The sequence below is a fragment of the Ochrobactrum vermis genome (assembly GCF_002975205.1).
In the GTDB taxonomy this organism is placed as follows: domain Bacteria; phylum Pseudomonadota; class Alphaproteobacteria; order Rhizobiales; family Rhizobiaceae; genus Brucella; species Brucella vermis.
In genome coordinates, this window is record NZ_PCOC01000001.1 from 2,349,736 (window position 1) to 2,373,176 (window position 23,441).

The window sequence follows — 23,441 nt, forward strand, 5'->3', positions numbered from 1 at the left end:
GAAGCCCGCATTCTCTAGCATTGCAATCCACCGAAACATTATTGCCCTTCCTGTTGCGAAAGATTATTGTCGCAACCGCTCTAACGGGGTGCCATCTGCTTTCGCGGATGGCTGAGAGGCCGCAATCCCGGCCAACCCGCTGAACCTGATCCGGTTTGCACCGGCGGAGGGATTAGACGCTCCATAAAACGGCGCTCAATCCTCTTGTAATAAAAGAAAGGAAGTGCCGTGATGCGGCTGTTATCTTTGCTGGCTTTTTCATTTTCCGCAGCCCTCGCTCTCGCGCCTTCAGCGCAGGCGAAAGACAAGCTCACCGTCTATACCTATGACAGTTTCGTTTCCGAATGGGGCCCTGGCCCGAAGGTCAAGGAGAACTTCGAGAAGGAGTGCGACTGCGAAGTTGACTGGATTGCATCCGCCGACGGTGTCGCGCTGCTCAACCGTCTCAAACTCGAAGGCAGCAATACCAAAGCCGATATCGTTCTCGGTCTCGATACCAATCTGACGACCGAAGCGCGTGCTACCGGCTTTTTTGCTCCAAGCAGCATCGACCAGAGCAATGTGAGCGTTCCGGGCGGCTTCAGGGATGATATCTTCGTTCCCTATGATTATGGCTATTTCGCCGTGGTCTACGATTCAGAAAAGCTGCCCAATCCTCCAAAGAGCCTGAAGGAGCTGGTCGAAGGCGACCCTTCCCAGAAGATCGTGCTGCAGGATCCACGCACATCCACACCAGGGCTCGGCATGCTGCTCTGGATGAAATCAGTCTATGGCGACGAAGCGGAAGCAGCCTGGCAGAAACTGCAAAAGCGCATCCTCACCGTCACGCCTGGCTGGTCGGAAGCCTATGGTCTCTTCACCAAGGGCGAAGCTCCGATGGTTCTGTCCTACACGACGTCGCCCGCCTATCACATGATCGCGGAAAAGACGGAGCGCTATAAGGCTTTGGCCTATCCGGAAGGCAATTATCTCCAGATCGAGCTTGCCGCCCAAACCACAACCGGCGCAAAAAATCCTCTGGCGCAAAAGTTTCTGGCATTCATGACCGGCCCCGGCTTCCAGGATGTAATTCCTGAAACCAACTGGATGTACCCGGCAGGCAAGACCTCCGCCACTCTTCCAGCCGCCTTCGACGCAATGCCGAAGCCTGAAAAGACACTTCTCTTTCCCTCTGACGAAGTAGCCAAAAACCGCAAGTCATGGGTCGATGAATGGCTGGCAGCAACCAGCAAATGACGACCTTCCCGGCACAGCACCGATCGAAAGTCATATCCCCCGCCATGCCCGCTGCGGGTGTGCTGGCACTTGTCTTTCTGGTCGTGCTTGCCGGTGGAGCACTTGTTGCGCTGGCATTCGAAGCGGGCAGCGGCGGTTTCGACGCCGCTGCCAATTTCGACACCTATCTGTGGCGGGTTGCCCGCTTCACGATCCTGCAGGCAATCGCTTCGAGCCTGCTTTCCGTGTTGTTTGCAGTTCCGGTCGCCCGCGCGCTTTATGCCGAAGCAAGCTTTCCGGGGCGCGAGCTTATTCTGCGCCTGTTTGCCCTGCCGCTTGCTCTGCCAGCTCTCGTTGCCGTGCTCGGCGTCACCAGCATATACGGCCGCAACGGTTTCATTGCGCATCTGTCCGAAGTTGCAGGACATCCATTCCAACCGGATATTTACGGCATTACGGGCATCCTGATCGCCCATATCTTCTTTAATATGCCGCTTGCAGTTCGTCTCATTCTGGCAGGTTATGAATCTATACCGACCGATTACTGGAAGCTTTCCGCACAGCTCGGCATGGGCAATGGAGCGCGCTTCCGGCTCATCGAATGGCCTGTGATCCGGCGCAATCTGCCAGGTATGATCAGCCTGATCTTCATGCTCTGTGTGACAAGTTTCACGACAGTGCTGACACTCGGCGGCGGCCCGCGTGCCACCACGCTGGAAGTTGCGATCTATCAAAGCCTGCATTTCGATTTCGACCCGGGCCGTGCTGTCGCGCTCACCTTCACGCAGCTTGCATTGACATTGCTTGTCCTTCTGGCTCTCCGTCTGACCGGTAGCCCGTCCGAAGAAAGCTTCACCCATTCCGCGACGCCGCGACGCTATGGCAAGGCGTCCACGGCTGAACGTATTTCAAACATCGTCATCATCGGAACAGGCTTCCTCTATGTCGCGCTGCCGATTGCAGGTGTAGTCGTCTCCGGTCTCGCCGCCGATCTCGTGCGGCTTCTGACAGAGAGAACGGTCTGGCGCGCCATCGGCACCAGTCTGGCGCTCGGCTTTTCCGCAGCACTGCTCTCGGTCATTCTATCGCTTGCACTTGTATCGGCCCGTGAGGCGATGAAAGAACGTAAGATCGCCAATATTTTCGATACGGGTGCCAGCCTGATCCTTGTCATGCCGCCCATCGTGATCGGCGCTGGCTGGTTCATCCTGCTTCGCCATTTCACCAATCCTTTTGCGATGGCACCGTTCATGGTCGTCACCGTCAATGCGGCGATGGCCATGCCCTTTGCCGTGCGCCTTCTGCGCCCCGCATGGGACACGGCAGCCAGCCGTCACAACCGGCTTTGCGCGCAGTTGGGCATTCGCGGCTTCAACCGTTTCCGGCTCATCGACTGGCCGTCGATCCGCAAACCTTTCGGCATGGCCTTCGCTTTTGCCATGGCGCTTTCTCTCGGTGACCTCGGCACCATCGCCCTGTTCGGCAGTGACGCACTTTTGACCCTGCCCTATCTCCTCTTGCAGCGCATGGGCAGCTATCGCACATTCGACGCGGCTGGTCTGGCGCTCATTCTCGGGCTGCTTTGCCTCGCACTGATGATAATCGCAGATCGTGCATCCCGAAAGGAAAAGCCTTCTCTATGAATGTAACTGCCGAAATTCGCCTTGATGACGTTCGTTTCAGCTATGGTGAAACGGCCATGCATTTCAATGCGACGATAGAAAGTGGTGTCATTGCTGCGGTTGTCGGGCCAAGCGGATCGGGTAAGTCGACACTTCTCAACCTGATTGCCGGTTTCGAATTTCCGCAATCCGGCTGCATCCTGATCGGCGATGTCGATGTCAGCGAACTTTCACCAGCCAAGCGGCCTGTTTCGATGGTATTTCAGGAAAACAACCTGTTTGCCCATCTGACCGTTGAACAAAATGTCGGCCTCGGGCGCTCGCCCAATCTGAAGCTGAACGCAAAAGACCGCGCCGATATTGCGAAGGCATTGTCGCGCGTGGGACTCACAGGCAAGGAACAGCGCAAGCCCGAGGCGCTGTCGGGCGGCGAACGCCAGCGCGTGGCGATTGCCCGCGCACTCATACGTCAGCGCCCTGTTCTTCTTCTTGACGAAGCCTTTGCCTCCCTTGGTCCTGCTCTGCGGCACCAGATGCTCGATCTGGTCAGGGAGCTTCACCTTGAAACCGGCATGACGGTACTCATGGTAACCCACACGCCTGAAGATGCGCTCTATCTCGATGCAGTGTTGCTATTTCTCGACAGTGGCCGAATTTCCGCCATGGGGCCTGCCGCCGAACTGCTTTCATCGGCTGGACCGGAAGCGCTGCGGCACTATATCGGCGAAAAGCGGGATTCAGTGCCGAGCCTCAAATAGAGTTACGGTTGCGGACATATTTTGTTCGCAATCTGTCGGAAGAACCGGCTACAGCTTTCTTGTGCGCTTGTACGCTTTCAGGTCTGTGGCTAGATTTGGCCCCGGATCAAGCAATCTGATTCAGAAGCGAGGATAAAATACTGTTCCGTCAATCGACCCGCTCCCGGGCCTTCCTGCGTCTCCCCATCTCCCTGCCAGAATGGACGCAGCAAAATTGGCGGAAGCGAGCCATCGGTCTTGGCTTGCTTGCGATCGCCCTGATTTCAGGTTGCCAGTCGATCAATTCCAGCAAGGATCTGGGCCTGCAGCCTTCCGACAATCCCGTCACAGTCGACAATGTAACGCGCAACGACCGGCTGGCGCAGCTTGGCGCCCAACAGCATCCACGCATCCTCGCGACCTATGGCGGTGAATATAAGGACCAGAGGCTTGAACGCATGGTGGCGAAGATCGTCGGCAAGCTGACGACCGTGACCGACAAGCCGGACCAGACTTATCGCATCACCATTCTCGATAGTCCTAATATCAACGCCTTCGCATTGCCGGGCGGCTATCTCTATGTCACCCGCGGCCTGCTTGCGCTCGCCAATGATTCTTCGGAAGTCGCGGCAGTGATCGCCCATGAAATGGGACATGTCATCGCCAATCACGGCATTCTCCGGCAGGAGAAGGAAGCCGAGACGGCGATAGCCGGGCGCGTCGCCAGCGAAGTGCTGCACAATGAATCAGCCAGCCGCGAAGAAGCGCTGCGCGGCAAGCTGCGGCTTGCCCAGTTCTCGCGTAATCAGGAGCTGCAGGCAGATGCCATCGGCATCAAGATGATTGGCGAAGCCGGTTACGATCCGTTCGCTTCGGCCCGTTTCCTGCAATCGATGGAAGCCTATCAGGGCTTTCGTTCGGTTTCGGGCGCGACCGATGCCAGCCTCGACTTTCTTGCAAGCCATCCGGCAACACCGCAGCGCATCCAGCTCGCGCTTGGCCATGCACGCCGCATCGGCGCACCGGGTGTCGGCACGACCGATCGCGATTCCTTCCTCAACGGTATTGATGGCCTTCTTTACGGCGACTCGCCCAACGAAGGTTATGTCCGCGAACAAACCTTCATCCATCCGAAGCTCGGCGTTACCTTCCGCGCACCGGTTGGCTTCACCATCGACAATTCGGCCAATGCGGTCATGGCAAGCGGGCCCGGAGAAGTTGCCATTCGTTTCGATGGCGCATCTCTTCCGGCCGGATCGGACCTTGCCGACTATATCCGGTCCGGCTGGGTAACGGGTCTTGACGACAGTTCGATCCAGACCACCACCATCAATGGCTTGCCTGCTGCGACTGCGCGCGCCAGTGCCGACCGGTGGCAGTTCGACATTGTGGTCATCGGAGCCAACAACAAGGTCTATCGCTTCCTGACGGCGGCACCGAAAGGCAGCAACGCCCTTCTGCCCGCTTCGCAAACAGTCACGCAGTCCTTCCGCCTGCTGTCGCCAGCCGAACAAAACGCCATCAAGCCGCTTCGCATCCGCGTCGTGACGGTAAAGCCGGGTGACACGCTGGCCAGCCTGTCAGCACGTATGCAAGGCACGACCCGCAAGCTGGAACTGTTCCGCCTTCTCAATGCCATGTCGGCGGGGGCGACGGTTTCGGTCGGCGATCGTGTGAAGCTGATCAGCGAGTAGATCATGACGACGGAAACTCTTATCCATTCTGTCCTTGCCGGGAAAATCACACCTCTCGGGCCGCGGGGCGTTCCAAGCGGCATCGACAAGCAGCCGGTCACCGGCAAGGTCCGCGTGACGTTCGAAGGACTGGACTGCGATGCGCAGGGCGACCGGAAAGTGCATGGCGGGCCGGAAAAGGCCCTCCATCATTATCCGCATGACCATTATGCTGTCTGGCGTGAAGAAATCGGCGACAATCCGCGCCTGGGCGCGCGCGGTGCTTTTGGCGAAAACATCTCCACATCAGGTCTTAACGAACACAATATTGCCGTAGGTGACAGGTTCCGGCTCGGCAGCGCGCTTGTTGAAGTTTCACAGGGGCGCCAGCCCTGCTGGAAACTGAACGAACGCTTTGCAACAGCCGATATGGCCATTCGCGTCCAGAAGACGGGACGGACAGGCTGGTATTATCGTGTACTCGAAGAAGGCAACGTGGAAACTGGCGATTCGATGATCCTCATTGATCGCCTTTCACCGAACTGGACGCTGCATCGGGTCTGGCATCTGCTTTATGTCGATACACTGAACTACGAAGAACTCGCCATGATGGCGGAGCTTTCGCATCTCGCCGATAGCTGGAAGCGCTATGCAGTGCGCCGCCTCGAAAACCGCAAGGTTGAGGACTGGTCGTCCCGCCTTGAAGGCAAGACTACGGAACCACAAAAGTAAGGAGCCGCTCGGCCCCTCTACTTGTGTCGTCCTGCTTGCAATGGCTTATGCCTGATAGGCTGCCAGTTCGTGCTGGCTCAACAGGGCGATCTTCAGCTTCTCCATTGCACGGCTTTCGATCTGCCGCACCCGTTCCTTGGAGATACCGAGCTTTTCACCCAGCGCTTCGAGCGTCACGCCGTCGTCGTCGAGGCGCCGCTCGCGAATAATGTGCAGCTCGCGCTCGTTAAGCGTGTCGAGAGCCACATTGAGCCACTGATTGCGGCGCTCCATATCAATTGAGCTTTCGGCGATCTCGTCCTGCAGGGGATGATCGTCAACCAGAAAATCCATACGGCGGGACGCGCCCGACTCGTCATTGTTCACCGGTGCCGACAGAGAACTGTCCGGGCCAGAAAGGCGGCTGTCCATGATCTCGACATCGCTTGTCGAAACACCCAACTGATCGGAAATTTCCCGGTACATCTCGGCCTTGGTCATATTGTCATCGGACTGGGCCAGTTTCGAACGAAGCCGCCGTAGATTGAAAAACAGCGCCTTTTGCGCCGAACTTGTGCCACCGCGCACGATGGACCAGTTGCGCAGGATATAGTCCTGCATCGACGCACGAATCCACCACGATGCATAAGTCGAGAAACGTACTTCCCGTTCGGGATCGAAACGGGCGGCGGCTTCCAGAAGGCCCACATAACCTTCCTGGATGAGATCGTTCATCGGCAGTTTAAACTTGCGGAAACGTCCGGCCATCGAAATCACCAGCCGCATATGGGCGGATGTGATGCGGTGAAGTGCTTCCTGATCTTTCAGTTCCTTCCAGCGGATGGCGAGGTCCCGTTCCTCTTCGCGCTCCAGATAGGGAGCCGACATTGCGCTGCGGATCATTGACTGAGAAGAGGCTGCTGTTGCTGAGAGGGCACGCGCAATCATAGGCATGCGATTGGCTGGAACTGCGGAAGAACTGCTCATGGATGACTGCTTCATCTGGTTCTCCTGTTCTGAACTCACGCCCGTTGGGCGTTCAGTGGAAGGATATGCCAGTCCCACAAAGACCCCTTGGACGAACTAGCGACCTCGCCCAAAACTCCCCGCCAGGCCCATTCTTTGGCCAATACGATTACGCCGCAAAACAAACCCGTTTACGAACTGGTGTTTGAGAGAACGCGTCAGGTGCCATCAGGTTCCCTCCAACCCAGGATAAATCTCTGACAATGCAGAAAGATGACTGGAGGAGTTAATGATTGATTGCAAAATTCAATAAAATTTTAACCAAGTAATATTCCCCCTATTCACAAGGAGGGTATGTGCTGAACTCCCGGCAAAGACAAAAAACAAAAAAGCCCGGCTAAAACCGGGCCTTTTTAAAAGAAAGAGAAGTAAAGCTTATGCGGCTTCTACTTCATCATCGTCGAGGTCAGCTTCAGCGTCGGCCTTGCCACGCTTCGGTCCCTTGGCGAGGTTTGCTTCAATCAGACGAACAGCTTCGGTTTCAGAAAGCTTGTTCACGGCAGCGATTTCGCGCGCCATACGATCAAGGGCAGCTTCATAGAGCTGACGCTCGGAATAGGACTGTTCCGGCTGGTTCTCAGCGCGGAAAAGATCGCGAACGACTTCCGAGATCGAGATCAGATCGCCGGAATTGATCTTTGCATCATATTCCTGGGCGCGACGCGACCACATGGTGCGCTTCACACGTGCGCGGCCCTGTACGACCTTCAAAGCACGCTCAACATAGTCGGTCTCCGACAGCTTGCGCATACCGATGGTAGCGGCCTTGGCAACCGGCACCTTCAGGCGCATCTTGTCTTTTTCGAAATCGATCACGAAAAGCTCGAGCTTGTGACCTGCCACTTCCTGCTCTTCGATGGTGACGATCTGGCCGACGCCATGAGCCGGATATACGATGGCCTCACCGGCCTTGAAACCGCCACGCGCTACTGGAGACTTTTTCTGCTGGGATGACATACGCTTCAATACTCCCTGTTGTGCCCGGCGCGACCCGCCGGTTGACACATGATGTTCGACCGCGCTCCGGAGAAATGAAGCACGGAAGTTGGTTATCGGCTTGGAACTGAAAACGTATCTGACGGCAAAACTAACCGACCGGGTGTACGGTGAGGGGGACGACGCCAAATCGCAATCATCTTCCCCGGTGCCATTCAGCCCGGTACTAAAGATCAGCCCTTTCAGAGATTAACGCATAGCGCCACGAATTGACGTCCAGTCACCGAAATTATTGAAGCAACCTAACACAATTTCGCGAAAGAATCAACAAATTGCCAAATATGTCGCATCTGGCAACTCAACACGCCTAAAAGATAGGCGTTTTCCCGTGATTTCATTCGTCTTTTGCCCCTGTATTGCAGAAAAAGCAAGTGATAAACCCTGCAATCCTGCAAGGTTCGACAACCTGACAGTTTTAGCAGGCAAAACCTGCATGTTCCAGAAGCGCAAAGCCTTCTGAAACAGGGACATACTTATACAATACCGTCTACACCATGTCAGCCTGGCAGTACTTCCTGCAATACTGATCCGCTATTAGTCGCCGCTACCTGGTTCCGCTGAGAAATACTTGTCCAGCTTGCCAGCAACGCCGTCCATTTCCTTGGCTTCCGGCAGGGCGTCCTTCTTCGCGGTAATATTGGGCCATTTTGCCGCATATTCCGTATTCAGTTCCAGCCACTTGTCGAGGCCCGGCTCAGTGTCGGGGCTAATCGCCTCGGCAGGGCATTCCGGTTCACATACGCCACAGTCGATGCACTCGTCAGGATTGATGACGAGCATGTTTTCGCCTTCGTAGAAGCAATCGACCGGACAGACCTCGACGCAGTCCGTATATTTGCAGCGAATGCAATTATCGGTCACGACATACGTCATCGTCGAACTCCTGTTGCCGCCCGAATACCTGAAAAGGCAGCTTATCTATCCTACAGCTTTGCGCCGATACTCCGGCAAGCCGACAATCGGCTCGGGGCTCTGGAATATCTCGCCACGAAGTCACTGTGCACGGAAATGGTTGCGGGTCTCAGCCCATGCCCTTTTATGACACTGCGTGAGGTAACGATTTTATCCTGCCATGACAAGGGTACAAACGCCGCAATGTCTCGAAGTCACGCACATCTGAAACAGCATTTCGTTTGAGGGGTTTCGCGTGGAAAAGGCTTTCGCCGGAACGGTTTGAAGCGCAATTTCCATCACCGCCATAAGTTGCCTGCGGCAACGCGTCCAGCCTGGAATCAGGCCTGTCTCAATGGAATCACGGCAAGCGCTCTATGTGTGGTCGCGGATATCTTCACCTCGGAACCGGTTCCCGGTTTTGGGAGAGATACTTTAGCTTCCGCGTAAACGATCCGTTTCGCGCCGCTCTTTCTTGGTCGGGCGCCCTGCTCCGCTTTCACGCTGCGGCGTGACAGCTTCCGGCAACACGGTGGAAGCGGATGCCGGCGGTGGCGTAAGATCCTCATAAAGGAGTTGCGCTTCAGGAGCCGGACCGCGGCGTTCCCCCGGAGCAAGTATTTTATAGACGACAATGCGCCGGTCGAGCGTAATCGTCAGCACATCGCCGACGTTTACCTGATGAGCAGCCTGGTCGATCTTGTCGCGGTTAACCCGGACCTTGCCGCCGACGGCGAGTTTCGCCGCCAGCGATCTTGATTTGACCACGCGCGCAAAGAACAGCCACTTGTCGATTCGCTGTCTTGCGCCCGTTTCTGCGGCCATATTACTTCTTCATCTGCTCTTTCAGAGCCAGAAGCTTGGCGAAAGGCGAATCGGGATCGATACGCACAGGACGTTCTTGCTCGACGCGCTTGTTGCCCTGATTGCCGCCCTGATGACCATGATCGCGCTTCTGCTGGCGCTGATTGCCGCCACGGAAATCGCCCTTGGAGCCTTCACGCTTGCCGTCACCGTCGTGGCGCTTCTGCTTGTCGAAACGCTTGCCGCCGCGATCGTTACGCGGCTGCTGTTCTGCGCCGCCTTCCGACTTGCGCGCTTCGCCGCTCTGATCACGGTTCTGATGACCGCGATTCTGATGACCGCGATTCTGGTTGCCGCGATTTTGACGCTGACGGTTCTGATCCTGGTTGCGGTTGCGGCCCTCGAAACGGCCCTGACGCCATAGAAGAACAGGCTTTGGCTCTTCAGCCGCCGCTTCTTCCGTTTCACCCGCCGGTGCGGCTTCTGCTGCTACAGGAGCGGCTTCTTCCACCTTGGCTTCGGTTTCTGCCTCGGCGGCAACAACCGGCGCAGGCACAGGTTCAGCCGCAGGCACACCTGGCTTTTCAGCTTCTGCGACTGGCGACACACCCGTTTCCTTGGCGACAGCTTCCGCTGCAAAGGCATCGAGTTCGGCAAGCTTCACTGCTACGGCAGCCGCGTCCATGGCCTCCTGACGATAGCCAAGGCTCTTCAGGATTTCTTCCATGTCGTCGGTCGTCGCACCGAGAATGGACATCATGGCTGGCGTAACGATGAAGCGTCCGCCATCATAAGCGCCATCCGGACGGTTGCCCGACCCCGGACGCCAGGCAAGCGCCGGGCGAATGAGATCGGCAAGACGTTCCAGAATATCGATGCGCACGGCACGACGGCCCAGCACACGATAACCTGCCAGACGGTAGAACATCGGATCGAAAGCCGGATCGACAACGACCGAGGTACGGCCGGCAGCCAGCACATTCACGACATCGCCATAACCGGCGCGTTCGCGGCCATCGTTCTTCAGGGCCCAGAGCAGCGTGATGAGACCAGCCGGAGCAGGCTTCAGCAGCATGGGCATGAAGACATGATAAGCGCCGAAACGTACGCCGAGACGGCGAAGCGCGGCGCGCGAATCCTGATCGAGACCACGCACTTCCTCTGCCACATCGCGGCGCGGAAGAATGCCAAGATTCTCGACGATCTGGAATGCAAGACCGCGCGTCATGCCCGTCAGGGCATCGGCGGCTGCCAGATCGGTGAGCGGCTTCAGAATGGTTTCGATATGATGAGCTACGAAGCGTTCGATGCGCGCGGCAACCTTGTCGCGCGCCGCTCCGGTAAGCTGTTCGTCGGCCAGGATCACCGCGCGCGGCTTCAGCAGCTCATCGCCCGCAACCAGCGTTGCGACCGTTGAACCAACCCAGCGCATAACGCCATCCGAGCCCAGTGCGAAATCGCCATTGGGAGCTGCGGCAAAGCGCTCCGCACGACGTTCAAACTCGGCGGCCAGCGCCTTTTGTGCAGCCGACTTCACCGCCTTGGCGTCCGGCCCCTCGGCCTGAACGTCAGCGGTAAAACGGAATCCTTCCAGTTGCCCGACATTGTGGCCTTCGACAATCACGTCTCCGGCCGGGCTGATTTCTGCTTCAAGCATGGCATTCTCTCTCAGGCGCCTCATAAGCACGCTTGTCCTGCGGTCTACAAAGCGTTTCGTCAACCTTTCATGCAGCGCGTCGGACAATCTGTCCTCAATTTCGCGCGTCTTTTCCTGCCAGTGTGTCGGATCGGCAAGCCATCCCGGCCTATGCGACACGAAAGTCCAGGTTCGAATTTGCGCCACCCGATGCGACAGGGTATCGATTTCCCCCTCTGTGCTATCGGCGCGGCGCACCTGTTCGCTCATATAATCTTCATCGACGCTCCCTCGGCGGACAAGATCCTGATAGATGGTTGCAATGATATCGGCATGCTGCGCCGGCGCGATCTTGCGATAGTCGGGCAGCGCGCAGGCGTCCCACAAAAGCTCGATCCGTGCCGGTGTCTTTGCGAGCCGCACAATCTCGTCGTCTTTCGACAAATTTTCAAGCGCTTGTTGATCGACGGCTGGCAAAGCTTTGGCCAACCCTTCGACCGGTGCGGGTGTTTCCAGAGAATATCGCAGAGAATCGAGCGATGAAAAGTCAAAACGCGCCGTGCGCCATTGCAGAACTTTCACCGGATCAAAATTATGCGCTTCCACCCGTTCGACCAGTTCTTCGTCGAATGGATGCACCTGCCCGGTCACGCCGAACGTACCGTCACGCAGATGTCGACCGGCGCGTCCAGCGATCTGCCCCACTTCGGCAGGCGTGAGATCGCGGAACTGATAACCGTCGAATTTGCGGTTCTGCGCGAAGGCGACATGATCGACATCGAGATTGAGCCCCATGCCGATGGCATCGGTCGCCACCAGAAAATCGACATCACCTGACTGGTAAAGCTCGACCTGCGCATTGCGCGTCCGCGGGCTGAGCGCTCCCATGACGACGGCAGCACCGCCGCGCTGGCGGCGGATCAGTTCCGCAATCGCATAAACCTCATCGGCAGAAAAGGCGACAATAGCCGAACGGTTCGGCAGGCGCGTGCTCTTCTTGGAACCGGTATAGGCCAGATGCGACAGACGCGGACGCGTCACCACATTGATGCCGCGCAAGAGCTTTTCCAGAATGTTGCGCATGGTGGCAGCGCCAAGCAGGAGCGTCTCCTGCCGCCCGCGCAAATGCAGGATGCGGTCGGTGAAAATATGACCACGCTCAAGATCACCAGCCAATTGCACTTCATCGATGGCCACGAAAGCCACGTCGGTGCGGCGCGGCATGGCCTCGACCGTGCAGACGGAATAGCGCGCACCGGGCGGCACGATCTTTTCTTCTCCCGTCACCAGCGCGACATTGGCCGCACCGACCCGTTCCACGACGCGGCTATAGACCTCGCGCGCCAGAAGGCGCAACGGCAGGCCGATCATGCCGCTTCCATGCGACAGCATTCGTTCGATGGCGAGATGGGTTTTGCCGGTATTGGTCGGCCCTAGCACCGCAGTCACGTCGCGGCCACTCAAGGTCAGCGGCAAATCATGGGCAGGGAGTTGGTTCATGCCAATAATCGGATTCCCGGTACAAGCGCCCGTCGCGGGCTGGATGCTGGTTCTTGCGATAGCACTATACGACCTGCACCGAAAGCGCTCCTGTTAAGTTTCAGTATGGACGAGTTACCAACGTTTCGACGACCGATGTGCAGCCGGTCAATAACTTGTTGATTAACAATTGGAACGACTCTGGAACGAATCGGCGACGAATCGCTGACTCCGGAGTTTTCGCCTTTTGTTCACGGCAACATATAGTGATCGTAACACAAAAGCCCACCATATAATGAATCGGATGTTCCGCTATCCTGTCTTCTCCTGACGCAAAAGGCTATGGCTGTTAACTTTTGGCAAAAGCTGTCAACAGGCTGTTTCAACGGCAGCGGGATTCTTCAGAAAGTCTTAATGATTACTGATAGTTCGTTCACGTCGAAATGAATGAAAGTCCAATTTTCATTAACCTTCAGGCCAAAGCCGGAACGAATCGGCGACGAATCGGTGATCTGCAAAGTTTCTCTATTTGTTCTCACTACATCTGGTAGTCAGTGACCTTGGTACGCCATAGAAAATCAAATCCGAACTGACTTTGACAGTCCTGTCTCCGGTTTCGCGTTAACTTTTCCGGCAATTCCATCATGCCGACGATACCGATTTCAAACGTCTCATTGCGGAAACAAAAAGGCGGACGGAGCTTATTTCTCCGCCCGCCTCAAGGCTTGCTATGGAAGGTTCAGTCGCGCTCGACACACAGAGCGACGCCCATGCCGCCGCCGATGCACAGCGTCGCCAGACCGCGCTTGGCATCGCGGCGCTTCATTTCGTAAAGCAGCGTGGTCAGCACGCGCGCACCCGATGCGCCGATCGGATGACCGATAGCAATTGCGCCGCCATTCACATTGACGACATCTGCATTGAGACCGAGATCGCGCACGACAGCGCAGGACTGTGCGGCAAAGGCTTCATTGGCTTCGACAAGATCGAGATCGCCGACGCTCCATCCCGCCTTTTCCAGCGCCTTCTTCGTTGCCGGAATCGGGCCTGTGCCCATGATCGATGGATCGACGCCAGCCGTTGCCCAGGACACGATGCGCCCAAGCGGCTTCACGCCGCGCTTGGCGGCTTCATCCGCGTCCATGAGCACGACCGCCGCTGCTCCGTCATTGAGGCCGGACGCATTGCCTGCGGTGACCGTACCTTCCTTGTCGAAGGCTGGCTTCAGCTTGGTCAACGCCTCCATCGTCGTACCCGGACGAATATATTCATCAGCCGAAACAACGATATCACCCTTGCGGCCCTTCACGATGAAGGGAACGATTTCATCCTCGAACCTACCGGTGCTCTGTGCCGCCTCTGCCTTCTGCTGCGAGGCCAGAGCGAATTCATCCTGATCGCTGCGGGTTAGTTGCCACTGGCGGGCAATATTCTCAGCGGTGATCCCCATGTGATAGCCATTGAAGGCATCGATCAAACCGTCCTTCAGCATGGTGTCGACCATCTTGAAATCGCCCATTTTCACGCCTGACCGCAAATGCGCGCAATGCGGCGCCATGGACATGGATTCCTGGCCGCCCGCCACGATGATCTTGGCATCGCCGGAAAGTATCTGCTGCATGCCGAGCGCAACCGCCCGCAAACCGGAACCGCACAGCTGGTTGATGGAAAACGCTGTCGTTTCCTTGGGGCAACCGGCATCCATCGCCGCCTGCCGCGCGGGGTTCTGCCCCTCGCCTGCCGTCAGCACCTGTCCAAGAATAACCTCATCTACATCCGTCGCAGCGACACCGGCACGTTCCAACGCGCCTTTGATGACCGTGGCGCCCAGTTCATGCGCCGGGACATTGGCAAATGCACCGTTGAAAGCGCCGACTGCGGTGCGGGCCGCGCTGGCAATGACGATGGCTTTCGGATCGGACATTCTTTCCTCCTTGAAATGTTGCGCAACAGAAAGACCAAAATTCAGGCCTTGGCAAGCTTTGCCGTGCAGCTTCAACCGCCTTCATGAAAAACGATAAAGTGTTTTTCCCGTAACGAGCAGCATTGGAGTGTGCATCGCCGGCCATGATCGCTAAATTACATTTAGCTACATATAGGAGATAACCATGCTTTCACTGACGCTCGAACAAGCCAATACGATCATTGCCGGTGCTTTTGCCAAGGCGGACGAACTGAAACTGAAGCCCCTGGCTGTCTCCGTCTTCGATGCCGGCGGAAATCTTAAGGCGTTTCAGCGGCAGGACGGAACCTCGATCCTTCGCTTCGAGATCGCCTCGGGCAAGGCTTTCGGCGCACTGGCCGTCGGAACCGGCTCGCGCTGGCTGCACAATCAGGCCAAGGACCGTCCGCACTTCCTCGAAGGACTGTCAGGCGTATCGGGCGGTAAGGTCGTGCCGGTGCCGGGCGGCGTTCTGATCAAGGATGCAGGCGGTGAAATCCTCGGTGCAGTCGGCATTTCCGGCGACACGTCGGACAATGACGAAATTGCAGCAATTACCGGTATTGAAGGCGCGGGCTTTGCGTCTGACGCAGGCTGATCGCTTTTTAGAGCGCGTCAGAACGAACATTTAGGGCGTCGATCTGATCCATTCAGATCGAAACGCGCTACAAGCTTTTACGAGAGGCCTATGAATGGGGTTGGTAAATTTATCGCCAGCCCCATTTGGAAATCTCCAAGCAAAAGGCTTCTGCGGTTTGTTCCGCTTCCTACTACAGATTCTTACCTGCAAACGACTTAACAGCGCCAGGAACGGCTCGTTCCGTGCTTCCAATCTGGCATGGCGTATCAGACAGAGCCGTAAATGAATCTTCATTGTAGCGAGTATTTTCAAGTATACTAAAAAAAGAAACAGCTGATTGAACTGACAATCCGCCGTTAGCAATTATCGTTTTAACAATGTAGTCCATATCAATTACCAATCAAATTAAAATAAAACCACAATCTATTCATCATACCGAATTGTGGCATTAATTTGATTTTTGACCAGCCAATCAAAAAAGCAACCAGATAGAAACTATACCTAGTGGTCTGATTCCGATATTTGCATCCTTCGAATTTAACGTTTGAAACGAGATCGATGCCGGACAGATATCAAACGTCAAATTCAATCCGCTAGGAAACTATTGCAGAAACAAAAACGCCGCTCCCGACGAACGGGAACGGCGTTTTGAAAACCATCTTTCGGCTGCAATGCAGCGTCAGACTTATTCCTTAGCTTCGAGGACCTGACGGCCGCGATACATACCGCTCTTCAGATCGATATGATGCGGACGACGAAGTTCGCCCGAATTCTTGTCCTCGACATAAGTCGGGGCCTTCAGAGCGTCAGCCGAACGGCGCATACCGCGCTTGGACGGAGACGTTTTTCTTTTAGGTACTGCCATGGATCCAGCTCCACTGATCGGTCAATAAACGTCCGGCACGGCCCCTGTGGAGCCTGTCACAGCGGACAAAATTCCGGAAAGTCACGTGCCTATACACGCTCTCGCTGGCTTTGACCAGTCGGAGTCTGATCTTTTTTTCGTATCACGCATTTATTGCACGCAAACCACATAGGGGCCCGACCGCGCGGCACGTTTTGCCACGATCCGGGCAATGCGCTGCATATTGCGTGTCGGCTTCGCAGGATTGCGAAGTGCCGGGTTTGGCAGCGTGACGGCAAGCAGTGCGGATTGCTGGGCAGAGAGTTTTGCCGCCGGACGCTTGAAATAATGCTGGGCTGCGGCCTCGATGCCGTAAATGCCTGGCCCCCACTCTGCGATATTGAGATAAATCTCCATAATGCGCTTTTTGGACAGAATACCGTCAGCAGCCAGCGCAAGCGGAAATTCGAGCCCCTTGCGGACATAGGAGCGCCCATTCCAGAGGAAGAGGTTCTTCACGGTCTGCATCGTGATCGTGGAAGCCCCGCGGCTCGGACCGCCGTCGCCCGCATCATCCAGAACCAGCCCTAGCTGATGCCAGTCCACTCCGCCGTGGCTGCAGAACTGGCCATCTTCGGCCATCATCACCGAATTGACGAGAACCGGCGCGATATCATCGATACTGACCCACCGCCGGTCCACGCCCTGCAACAGAACATAGTCCTTGACCATCAGGGTAGAGATCGGGCGAACAAAGGGCACGGAATAGACGAGGAGCAGGAAAATCGGCAGCACGGCCAGGATCACCAGAATCTTGAGCGCAAGAGCAATCCGGGCACCCCAAATAGGATCTGCCAGATAATTGCGTCCACCTTTGCTCTTGATGATGATTTTTGCCACTGCCACCGCCTGCTACCTTCCCCCAAGCGACATAAACCATTCCTTAATAAGTTTGAACCGGATTCCATAATCCAACCGGGGAAACAAGTCGAAACACGCCGTTTCGTGACGGTCAAATGAAAAAGCCTGTGCTGATCGTTGTGGCCAGTTGACCAATTCAGTGCTTTCGTCCATCCCCTTTGCCATGGAAAAGCTGTCGACCGATTTCACCGCCATTCTCAACCATCGTGCCATGGAAGTGGAAATGGCACTGACGGGCCTTCTGGACCAGCGCCTGCGGACAGGAGAAATCGCCCGCCCGGAACGGCTGCTCGCCGCCATGCGCCACGGTGTCCTGAACGGCGGCAAGCGCCTCCGGCCTTTCCTGGTCGTCGAGAGTGCCGCACTGTTCGGCAAAAGCGGCGATGCCGTTCTGCGGGTCGCTGCCGCACTTGAATGCATTCACTGCTATTCCCTCGTTCATGATGATCTGCCCGCCATGGATGACGATGACCTGCGGCGCGGCCAGCCGACCGTGCACAAGGCATTCGATGAAGCCGCCGCCATTCTGGCCGGCGACAGCCTTCTGACCTACGCTTTCGACATCGTCTCATCCGACGAAACCGATCTCGATCCGACAATTCGCGTGCAACTCGTTTCTGCACTTGCCCGCGCATCAGGTCTGGGCGGCATGGCGGGCGGACAGGCTCTCGACCTGATGGCCGAAACCAGCAAGCCCGACGAAGCCGGGATCATCACGCTGCAGGCGATGAAGACGGGCGCGCTGATCCGCTTTGCCTGCGAGGCAGGGGTCATCATTGCCAATGCGTCCAGCGAGGACCGCGAACGCATGGCCGAATTCGGTTCGGCCATTGGCCTTGCCTTCCAGCTGGCCGACGACCTTCTGGATGTGACGGCCGACGCAGAGGCGATGGGTAAGGCAACCGGCAAGGACGCCGCAGCCGGAAAAGCCACGCTGGTTTCACTCCACGGCATCGACTGGACACGCAAGCAACTGTCCGGACTGGTCGCCCAGGCGGAAGGCCTCCTGGCGCCTTTCGGCAAGGATGCGGATATTCTGAAGCAGGCGGCCCGCTTTATTGCCGAGCGCCAGAGCTAGAGTATTTCCAGCAAGAGTGCGAAGCGGTTTTGCGCGGGATAATGCGTAAAAACAATTATTTAGAGATCGTCCTCACGTATCTTGATGATGACCACATCATCGGCAGAAAGCATACGCCCATCCTGAGCACGCACATCAAGCGCGGCCACGTCCTCGCCCGAAACGCTGTCGACAAGGCGTGAATGCGTCTCACCCGGTGCAAAGAGGTGCTTTTCGCCCCATTGCCGGAGGGACACGATGACTGGCAGCAGGTCGCGCCCTTTTGCCGTCAGCCGATACTCCTGATGCGCACCGCCATTGGGATCAGGCACGGATTCCATGATCTCCTCGCCCGTCAGCTTGCGCAGGCGTTCCGAGAGAATATTGCGGGCAATTCCCAGATTCTTCTGAAAGGCGCTGAAGCGCGTCACGCCGTCAAAAGCCTCGCGGACGATCAGCAGCGACCACCAGTCGCCAATTACATCAAGCGCCCGCGCACTCGGGCAATAGTCGCCTTTCATGCTTTTCTTCCGAACCATGTTCACTCCACCAAATGCAATCCGGTTGTAATATAAAACCTTTTTCGCTACAAACAAAATGGTTTCATTTTAAAACCATTTTGCAGGAGCACGTCATGCAACCCTCAACCGACGCGGCAGCAACGCTGTCCGCGAACCCCGATGCACGCCCTTTGCTTTCCTCTGCTACGCTTTTTCTGTTTGCGGCTGCAAGCGGACTAGCGGTAGCCAATGTCTACTTCGCTCACCCGCTTCTCGATGTGATGGCCGACGACCTTGGCCTCAAGCGATCAACTGCAGGCCTCATCGTCGCCGCCAGCCAGATAGGTTATGCACTCGGCCTGATTTTCCTCGTCCCGCTTGGAGACCTGTTCAACCGGCGCAAACTGATTATCACGCATTTTCTTCTGTCGGTCCTGTCCCTGATCGCAATCGGCTTTGCGGCCAATGCCACCGTGCTTCTGGTCGCCATGGCCTTTATGGGCCTGCTCGCCGTCGTCACGCAGGCGCTTGTCGCCTATGCAGCAAGTCTGGCAGAACCCGCACGACGCGGCCATGTGGTCGGCATCGTAACCAGCGGCATCGTGCTCGGCATATTGCTGGCACGCGCGATAGCAGGCGCCCTCACCGACATTGCCGGCTGGCGCAGCGTCTACTTCGTTTCCGCCATTCTTACATTGTTGATCGCGCTCCTGCTCTGGCGCAGCCTCCCCAACCAGAAACGGCAGCAGACGAGCGTCAGTTATCCCGCACTCATTTTGTCGCTCGTGACGCTGTTTCGCTCCGAGCCGGTGCTGCGCATTCGCGCCATCATCGCCATGTTGATCTTCGCCAATATCACCACTTTGCTCGCACCACTGGTTATGCCGCTCAGCGCACCGCCCTTCGAACTGAGCCACGCCCAGATCGGCTTGTTCGGCCTGGCGGGTGCTGCCGGAGCGCTTGCCGCATCACGTGCCGGGAGTGTGGCGGATCGCGGCCATGGTCAACGCATGACAGGCTTCGCCTTGTTCTTGATGTTGATTTCCTGGGGTCTGATGGCCCTGCTGGGACATTCGCTGCTCTGGCTGATCGCAGGCGTGCTGATAATCGACTTCGGCCTTCAGGCCGTCCACGTCACCAATCAGGCGATGATCTATCGTGTGCGCCCGGACGCGCAGAACCGGCTCACCGCCGCCTATATGGTTTTCTATTCCATCGGCAGCGCGTCCGGCTCGGCGGTTTCGACCTGGGTTTATGCTCATGCGGGCTGGAACGGCGTTTGTCTGCTTGGCGCAGGCATCAGCCTTGTCACGCTCGTCTTCTGGGCAGCGACACTGAAGGCGACACCCGAGACCGCAACCCGAGCAGTGACGTCGCCTGCTTAGTTCTGTCCGGCAGCGATCTTCTTATCGAGTCCAAAACGGTTCTCGATGTAGTCGGCAACCATCTTCTGAAAATCTTCGGCAATGGCAGGACCGCGCAGCGTCGTCACCTTCTTGCCATCGACAAAGACCGGTGCGGACGGCGTTTCGCCCGTGCCGGGAAGCGAGATACCGATATCGGCATGTTTCGATTCGCCCGGACCGTTGACAATGCAGCCCATCACCGCGACCGAAAGTGCTTCCACGCCCGGATATTTCTCACGCCAAACCGGCATGTTGCGGCGAATATCGTCCTGAATGGTCTGCGCCAGTTCCTGGAACACCGTCGATGTCGTGCGTCCGCAACCGGGGCATGCCGCAACGATGGGGATGAACTGACGGAAGCCCATGGTCTGCAGAAGCTCCTGCGATACCTGCACTTCACGGGTGCGGTCGCCGCCGGGTTCCGGGGTCAGCGAAATGCGGATCGTGTCGCCAATGCCCTGCTGCAGCAAAATGCCCATGGCCGCCGACGAAGCGACAATGCCTTTGGTGCCCATGCCCGCTTCGGTGAGGCCCAGATGCAGCGCGTGATTGGACCGCTTCGCCAGCATCGTATAGACGGCAATCAAGTCCTGCACCTGGCTGACCTTGGCCGACAGGATGATCTTGTCGCGGCCAAGGCCGATCTCTTCGGCAAGATTGGCGGAAATCAGCGCCGACTGCACGATGGCTTCGCGCATGACTTCCTGTGCGCTCAACGGTGCGCCCGCATCCTGATTGCGATCCATCAGCGTGGTCAGAAGCTCCTGATCGAGCGACCCCCAGTTGACGCCGATACGCACAGGCTTGTCATAGCGGATCGCCATTTCGACGATATCGGCGAACTGCTTGTCCTTCTTGTCCTTGAAACCGACATTGCCCGGATTGATGCGATATTTCGCAAGCGCTTCCGCGCAGGCCGGATGGTCGGCCAGCAGCTTGTGGCCGATATAATGAAAGTCTCCGACCAGCGGCACGTCATGTCCCAGACGCTCCAGCCGTTCGCGGATTTTCGGCACGGCAGCGGCAGACTCGTCGCGATCCACCGTGATGCGCACGATCTCGGAGCCTGCGCGATGCAAGGCCGCAACCTGCGCGACAGTGGCATCCACATCCGCCGTATCCGTATTGGTCATCGACTGCACGACAACCGGCGCACTACCGCCGACGACGACGCCGCCGACACTGACGCCAACCGATTGGCGGCGGGGGAAAGGATGCGAAAAATAGCTGACGGTCTCGGAAGACATTTTGCTCTGTTCTTAACTGGGTCTGCGCTTGGATGGTTTTGGATCTATATAATCACTTGCCGACGCAATGTCGCCCTCTCATTATGTCGTGATTAATCACGAGGAGTCCGCCCATGACCGACGCATCTGCCCGCAAAACCGCAATCGTCACCGGATCAAATTCCGGTATCGGGCTTGGCATCGCCCACGCACTGGCGGCGGCAGGACACAACGTCGTGATCAACTCATTCACCGACCGTGACGAGGATCACGCGCTCGCGGCCAAGCTGAGCGAAGAGCATGGCGTCAGCGTGGTCTATATCGCGGCCGACATGTCGAAGAGCGACGATTGCCGCGGGCTGATCGCTGAAACCATGAACCAGTTCGCCAGCGCAGATATTCTCGTCAACAATGCCGGTATCCAGCATGTCGCTCCAGTGGAGGAATTTCCGACAGAGCAATGGGACCGCATCATTGCGATCAACCTGACATCAGCCTTTCACACATCGGCCGCCGCGATCCCGCATATGCGAAAGGCGGGCTGGGGCCGCATTATCAATATCGCCTCCGCACACGGCCTCGTGGCATCGCCGTTCAAATCGGCATATGTGGCTGCCAAGCACGGCATTGTCGGCTTCACCAAAACGCTGGCGCTGGAACTGGCGACAGTGAAGATCACCGCGAATTCCATCTGTCCCGGCTATGTACTGACCCCGCTCGTCGAGGCGCAGATACCAGACCAGATGAAGGCCTATCACATGAACCGGGAAACAGTGATCCACGACGTGATGCTCGACAAGCAACCGACAAAGGAATTCGTCACCACCGCACAGATTGGCGCTGTTGCTGCTTTCCTCGCAAGCAATGCAGCAGCGCAGATCAACGGCGCTGCCATTCCTGTCGATGGCGGATGGACGGCCGAGTAGCGCATCCCGAAAAGTCGGAACCGGTTGTCCGATAAGATGCGGGTCATAAGAAAATTCAGTGCTTATGATCGGCGTATCGGGCCAGACTTGAGAATGCCAGCACGACTAGAAGCAAGATCGGAAGCGCCAGGAACACCACGCCAAAGCCGCTATGCTTGGCAACGAAACCGATCAGTGAAGGCGCCACCAGCATGCCGGAATAGCCAAGCGTCGTTGCAACGGATAGGCCAACGCTGGGATTGACACCCGGCATGTTGCCAGCCATCGAGAAGGCTATCGGCACCATGTTGGAAATACCGATTCCGCAGATCGCGAAGCCGATAATCGCTGTGGTTGAGCTGTTTCCGAAACCGACGATCAGCATACCGATGATGGCAATGACCGTGCAGGCGCGCAGGGTTTTGACCGCCCCGAACCGGTCGCGAACCAGATCGCCCGCAAAACGCATGATGGCCATCGAACCCGAAAAGGCCGCAAAGCCGAAGCCTGCCACCGTGACGGAGGCACCGAGATCCTGGCGCATATGATAAGCGCCCCAATCGAGAATCGCCCCTTCCGGCACCATGGAAAACAGCGCCATGACACCGACAAGCCACGGCAGAGGATTGCGCGGCAAGGTCAGCTTCTGCTTTTCGCCGCTCGGATGATGATGCTCCGTGTCCGGGATAATCGAGGGCCAGGCGACAGCGATCAAGATGGCAGCGACAATCGTCGTGACCAGCGCATGAACCGTCGAGCCGAATTGTGCAATGAGAAAGCCCCCCGTGGCAGCGCCGATCAGGCCGCCGAGGCTCCAGAAAGCATGGCAGGATGACATGATCGCCCGGCGCATCTTTTTCTCGACCGCCACCGCATTGGCATTCATCGACACATCCATCGCAGCCATGGTTCCGCCGAAATAGAACATCACGATCACCGCCGTGATCACATTCGGCACAAATGCGATGACCAGCAGCGCCGGAATGAAGGCAAGCGCAAAAATGCGCACCACCATGCCCGAACCACGATGCGCCGATAGGGCGCCTGCGACCGGCATCATGGCCAGGGAACCAAGCCCGAAGACGAGGATCATCAGCCCCATACCAGCACTATCAAGCCCGAGACGCTCCGCAAATTCCGGGATTTTCGGGGCCCAACCGCCGAAAATATAGCCGTTCATCAGAAAGAGGAGCGCAACCGCAATCCGCTCTCTGGTGACAATCGGCGCACGCGCAGGCGCCGCATCTTCGCGTCCGGAAACCTGTTCCAT

Annotated in this window: 20 protein-coding genes and 1 riboswitch; of the genes, 9 read left to right on the forward strand and 11 right to left on the reverse strand. The window is 57.1% G+C overall.

Features of this window, described 5'->3' with window-relative positions; genetic code table 11:
• Nucleotides 1-74 precede the first annotated feature (74 nt).
• A riboswitch (TPP riboswitch) is annotated at nucleotides 75-189 on the forward strand.
• Between the two features lie 42 nt (nucleotides 190-231).
• The 5 genes from thiB to CQZ93_RS11720 all read left to right on the forward strand — a co-directional run bounded on the left by thiB (nucleotide 232) and on the right by CQZ93_RS11720 (nucleotide 5,979).
• Nucleotides 232-1,236 (forward strand): thiamine ABC transporter substrate binding subunit, encoded by a 1,005-nt coding sequence (gene thiB, locus CQZ93_RS11700; RefSeq protein WP_105542701.1) that lies wholly within the window; start codon nucleotides 232-234, stop codon nucleotides 1,234-1,236.
• Nucleotides 1,233-2,858 (forward strand): thiamine/thiamine pyrophosphate ABC transporter permease ThiP, encoded by a 1,626-nt coding sequence (gene thiP / locus CQZ93_RS11705; RefSeq protein WP_105543283.1) that lies wholly within the window; start codon nucleotides 1,233-1,235, stop codon nucleotides 2,856-2,858. Before thiB ends, thiP begins: the two co-directional genes overlap by 4 nt.
• Nucleotides 2,855-3,595 carry a thiamine ABC transporter ATP-binding protein gene (gene thiQ / locus CQZ93_RS11710; RefSeq protein ID WP_105542702.1) on the forward strand — a complete coding sequence of 247 codons (741 nt, stop codon included), beginning with the start codon at nucleotides 2,855-2,857 and terminating at the stop codon, nucleotides 3,593-3,595. Before thiP ends, thiQ begins: the two co-directional genes overlap by 4 nt.
• 191 nt (nucleotides 3,596-3,786) lie before the next feature.
• Nucleotides 3,787-5,268, forward strand: coding sequence for a cell division protease CdlP (gene cdlP, locus CQZ93_RS11715; protein WP_105542703.1), 1,482 nt, complete (start codon nucleotides 3,787-3,789; stop codon nucleotides 5,266-5,268).
• Nucleotides 5,269-5,271: 3 nt separating this feature from the next.
• A complete protein-coding gene (locus tag CQZ93_RS11720) occupies nucleotides 5,272-5,979 on the forward strand; it encodes an MOSC domain-containing protein (protein ID WP_105542704.1) in 708 nt (235 codons plus the stop codon).
• A 45-nt stretch (nucleotides 5,980-6,024) separates the two neighbouring features.
• Here CQZ93_RS11720 and CQZ93_RS11725 read toward each other — a convergent pair whose 3' ends face one another.
• The 6 genes from CQZ93_RS11725 to CQZ93_RS11755 form a co-directional block, all read right to left on the reverse strand.
• Nucleotides 6,025-6,960, reverse strand: a complete 936-nt coding sequence (locus CQZ93_RS11725; RefSeq protein WP_105542705.1) for an RNA polymerase factor sigma-32 — start codon at nucleotides 6,958-6,960, stop codon at nucleotides 6,025-6,027.
• Nucleotides 6,961-7,359: 399 nt separating this feature from the next.
• On the reverse strand, nucleotides 7,360-7,941 hold the full coding sequence (locus CQZ93_RS11730) for a CarD family transcriptional regulator (protein ID WP_105542706.1): 582 nt from the start codon (nucleotides 7,939-7,941) through the stop codon (nucleotides 7,360-7,362).
• Between the two features lie 573 nt (nucleotides 7,942-8,514).
• Nucleotides 8,515-8,853 carry a ferredoxin FdxA gene (fdxA, locus tag CQZ93_RS11735; RefSeq protein ID WP_105542707.1) on the reverse strand — a complete coding sequence of 113 codons (339 nt, stop codon included), beginning with the start codon at nucleotides 8,851-8,853 and terminating at the stop codon, nucleotides 8,515-8,517.
• Between the two features lie 453 nt (nucleotides 8,854-9,306).
• Nucleotides 9,307-9,696, reverse strand: coding sequence for an RNA-binding S4 domain-containing protein (locus tag CQZ93_RS11745; protein WP_105542709.1), 390 nt, complete (start codon nucleotides 9,694-9,696; stop codon nucleotides 9,307-9,309).
• A 1-nt stretch (nucleotide 9,697) separates the two neighbouring features.
• The gene (locus tag CQZ93_RS11750) at nucleotides 9,698-12,811 is read right to left on the reverse strand and encodes a helicase-related protein (RefSeq protein WP_105542710.1); all 3,114 of its coding nucleotides are present in this window, start codon (nucleotides 12,809-12,811) and stop codon (nucleotides 9,698-9,700) included.
• 718 nt (nucleotides 12,812-13,529) lie between these two features.
• A complete protein-coding gene (locus tag CQZ93_RS11755) occupies nucleotides 13,530-14,714 on the reverse strand; it encodes an acetyl-CoA C-acetyltransferase (RefSeq protein WP_105543284.1) in 1,185 nt (394 codons plus the stop codon).
• 184 nt (nucleotides 14,715-14,898) lie between these two features.
• Here CQZ93_RS11755 and CQZ93_RS11760 point away from each other — a divergent pair, with 184 nt between their 5' ends.
• A complete protein-coding gene (locus tag CQZ93_RS11760; protein ID WP_105542711.1) occupies nucleotides 14,899-15,330 on the forward strand; it encodes a GlcG/HbpS family heme-binding protein in 432 nt (143 codons plus the stop codon).
• 667 nt (nucleotides 15,331-15,997) lie between these two features.
• Here CQZ93_RS11760 and rpmF read toward each other — a convergent pair.
• Together rpmF and mtgA are read right to left on the reverse strand one after the other, a co-directional pair.
• Complete coding sequence (gene rpmF / locus CQZ93_RS11765; protein WP_006467787.1) at nucleotides 15,998-16,177, reverse strand: 50S ribosomal protein L32; 180 nt, start codon at nucleotides 16,175-16,177, stop codon at nucleotides 15,998-16,000.
• A gap of 150 nt (nucleotides 16,178-16,327) precedes the next feature.
• Entirely contained in the window at nucleotides 16,328-17,056 is a 729-nt protein-coding gene (gene mtgA / locus CQZ93_RS11770; protein WP_181153346.1) for a monofunctional biosynthetic peptidoglycan transglycosylase, read from the reverse strand.
• Nucleotides 17,057-17,240: 184 nt separating this feature from the next.
• Between mtgA and CQZ93_RS11775 the strand changes: the two genes are divergently transcribed.
• Nucleotides 17,241-18,155, forward strand: coding sequence for a polyprenyl synthetase family protein (locus CQZ93_RS11775; RefSeq protein ID WP_105543285.1), 915 nt, complete (start codon nucleotides 17,241-17,243; stop codon nucleotides 18,153-18,155).
• Nucleotides 18,156-18,214: 59 nt separating this feature from the next.
• Here the strand turns inward: CQZ93_RS11775 and CQZ93_RS11780 are convergent, their stop codons facing one another.
• Nucleotides 18,215-18,673 carry a winged helix-turn-helix transcriptional regulator gene (locus tag CQZ93_RS11780; protein ID WP_105542713.1) on the reverse strand — a complete coding sequence of 153 codons (459 nt, stop codon included), beginning with the start codon at nucleotides 18,671-18,673 and terminating at the stop codon, nucleotides 18,215-18,217.
• A 95-nt stretch (nucleotides 18,674-18,768) separates the two neighbouring features.
• On the opposite strand from CQZ93_RS11780, the gene CQZ93_RS11785 reads away from it, so the two are divergent.
• The gene (locus CQZ93_RS11785; RefSeq protein WP_105542714.1) at nucleotides 18,769-20,019 is read left to right on the forward strand and encodes an MFS transporter; all 1,251 of its coding nucleotides are present in this window, start codon (nucleotides 18,769-18,771) and stop codon (nucleotides 20,017-20,019) included.
• Here CQZ93_RS11785 and ispG read toward each other — a convergent pair.
• Nucleotides 20,016-21,287: a flavodoxin-dependent (E)-4-hydroxy-3-methylbut-2-enyl-diphosphate synthase gene (gene ispG, locus CQZ93_RS11790; protein ID WP_105542715.1), complete on the reverse strand. Its 1,272-nt coding sequence runs from the start codon at nucleotides 21,285-21,287 to the stop codon at nucleotides 20,016-20,018. The genes CQZ93_RS11785 and ispG overlap by 4 nt on opposite strands.
• A 113-nt stretch (nucleotides 21,288-21,400) precedes the next feature.
• Between ispG and CQZ93_RS11795 the strand changes: the two genes are divergently transcribed.
• Nucleotides 21,401-22,192, forward strand: coding sequence for a 3-hydroxybutyrate dehydrogenase (locus CQZ93_RS11795; protein WP_105542716.1), 792 nt, complete (start codon nucleotides 21,401-21,403; stop codon nucleotides 22,190-22,192).
• A gap of 55 nt (nucleotides 22,193-22,247) precedes the next feature.
• Here the strand turns inward: CQZ93_RS11795 and CQZ93_RS11800 are convergent, their stop codons facing one another.
• Nucleotides 22,248-23,441 carry an MFS transporter gene (locus tag CQZ93_RS11800; RefSeq protein WP_105542717.1) on the reverse strand — a complete coding sequence of 398 codons (1,194 nt, stop codon included), beginning with the start codon at nucleotides 23,439-23,441 and terminating at the stop codon, nucleotides 22,248-22,250.

Bases quoted from the DNA above. Each gene is read 5' to 3' on its own strand.
- thiB (WP_105542701.1), top strand. From the start codon at position 232: ATGCGGCTGTTATCTTTGCTGGCTTTTTCATTTTCCGCAGCCCTCGCT.
- thiP (WP_105543283.1), top strand. From the start codon at position 1,233: ATGACGACCTTCCCGGCACAGCACCGATCGAAAGTCATATCCCCCGCC.
- thiQ (WP_105542702.1), top strand. From the start codon at position 2,855: ATGAATGTAACTGCCGAAATTCGCCTTGATGACGTTCGTTTCAGCTAT.
- CQZ93_RS11720 (WP_105542704.1), top strand. From the start codon at position 5,272: ATGACGACGGAAACTCTTATCCATTCTGTCCTTGCCGGGAAAATCACA.
- CQZ93_RS11725 (WP_105542705.1), bottom strand. From the start codon at position 6,960: ATGAAGCAGTCATCCATGAGCAGTTCTTCCGCAGTTCCAGCCAATCGC.
- CQZ93_RS11730 (WP_105542706.1), bottom strand. From the start codon at position 7,941: ATGTCATCCCAGCAGAAAAAGTCTCCAGTAGCGCGTGGCGGTTTCAAG.
- fdxA (WP_105542707.1), bottom strand. From the start codon at position 8,853: ATGACGTATGTCGTGACCGATAATTGCATTCGCTGCAAATATACGGAC.
- CQZ93_RS11745 (WP_105542709.1), bottom strand. From the start codon at position 9,696: ATGGCCGCAGAAACGGGCGCAAGACAGCGAATCGACAAGTGGCTGTTC.
- CQZ93_RS11750 (WP_105542710.1), bottom strand. From the start codon at position 12,811: ATGAACCAACTCCCTGCCCATGATTTGCCGCTGACCTTGAGTGGCCGC.
- CQZ93_RS11755 (WP_105543284.1), bottom strand. From the start codon at position 14,714: ATGTCCGATCCGAAAGCCATCGTCATTGCCAGCGCGGCCCGCACCGCA.
- CQZ93_RS11760 (WP_105542711.1), top strand. From the start codon at position 14,899: ATGCTTTCACTGACGCTCGAACAAGCCAATACGATCATTGCCGGTGCT.
- rpmF (WP_006467787.1), bottom strand. From the start codon at position 16,177: ATGGCAGTACCTAAAAGAAAAACGTCTCCGTCCAAGCGCGGTATGCGC.
- CQZ93_RS11775 (WP_105543285.1), top strand. From the start codon at position 17,241: ATGGAAAAGCTGTCGACCGATTTCACCGCCATTCTCAACCATCGTGCC.
- CQZ93_RS11780 (WP_105542713.1), bottom strand. From the start codon at position 18,673: ATGGTTCGGAAGAAAAGCATGAAAGGCGACTATTGCCCGAGTGCGCGG.
- CQZ93_RS11785 (WP_105542714.1), top strand. From the start codon at position 18,769: ATGCAACCCTCAACCGACGCGGCAGCAACGCTGTCCGCGAACCCCGAT.
- ispG (WP_105542715.1), bottom strand. From the start codon at position 21,287: ATGTCTTCCGAGACCGTCAGCTATTTTTCGCATCCTTTCCCCCGCCGC.
- CQZ93_RS11795 (WP_105542716.1), top strand. From the start codon at position 21,401: ATGACCGACGCATCTGCCCGCAAAACCGCAATCGTCACCGGATCAAAT.
- CQZ93_RS11800 (WP_105542717.1), bottom strand. From the start codon at position 23,441: ATGGAACAGGTTTCCGGACGCGAAGATGCGGCGCCTGCGCGTGCGCCG.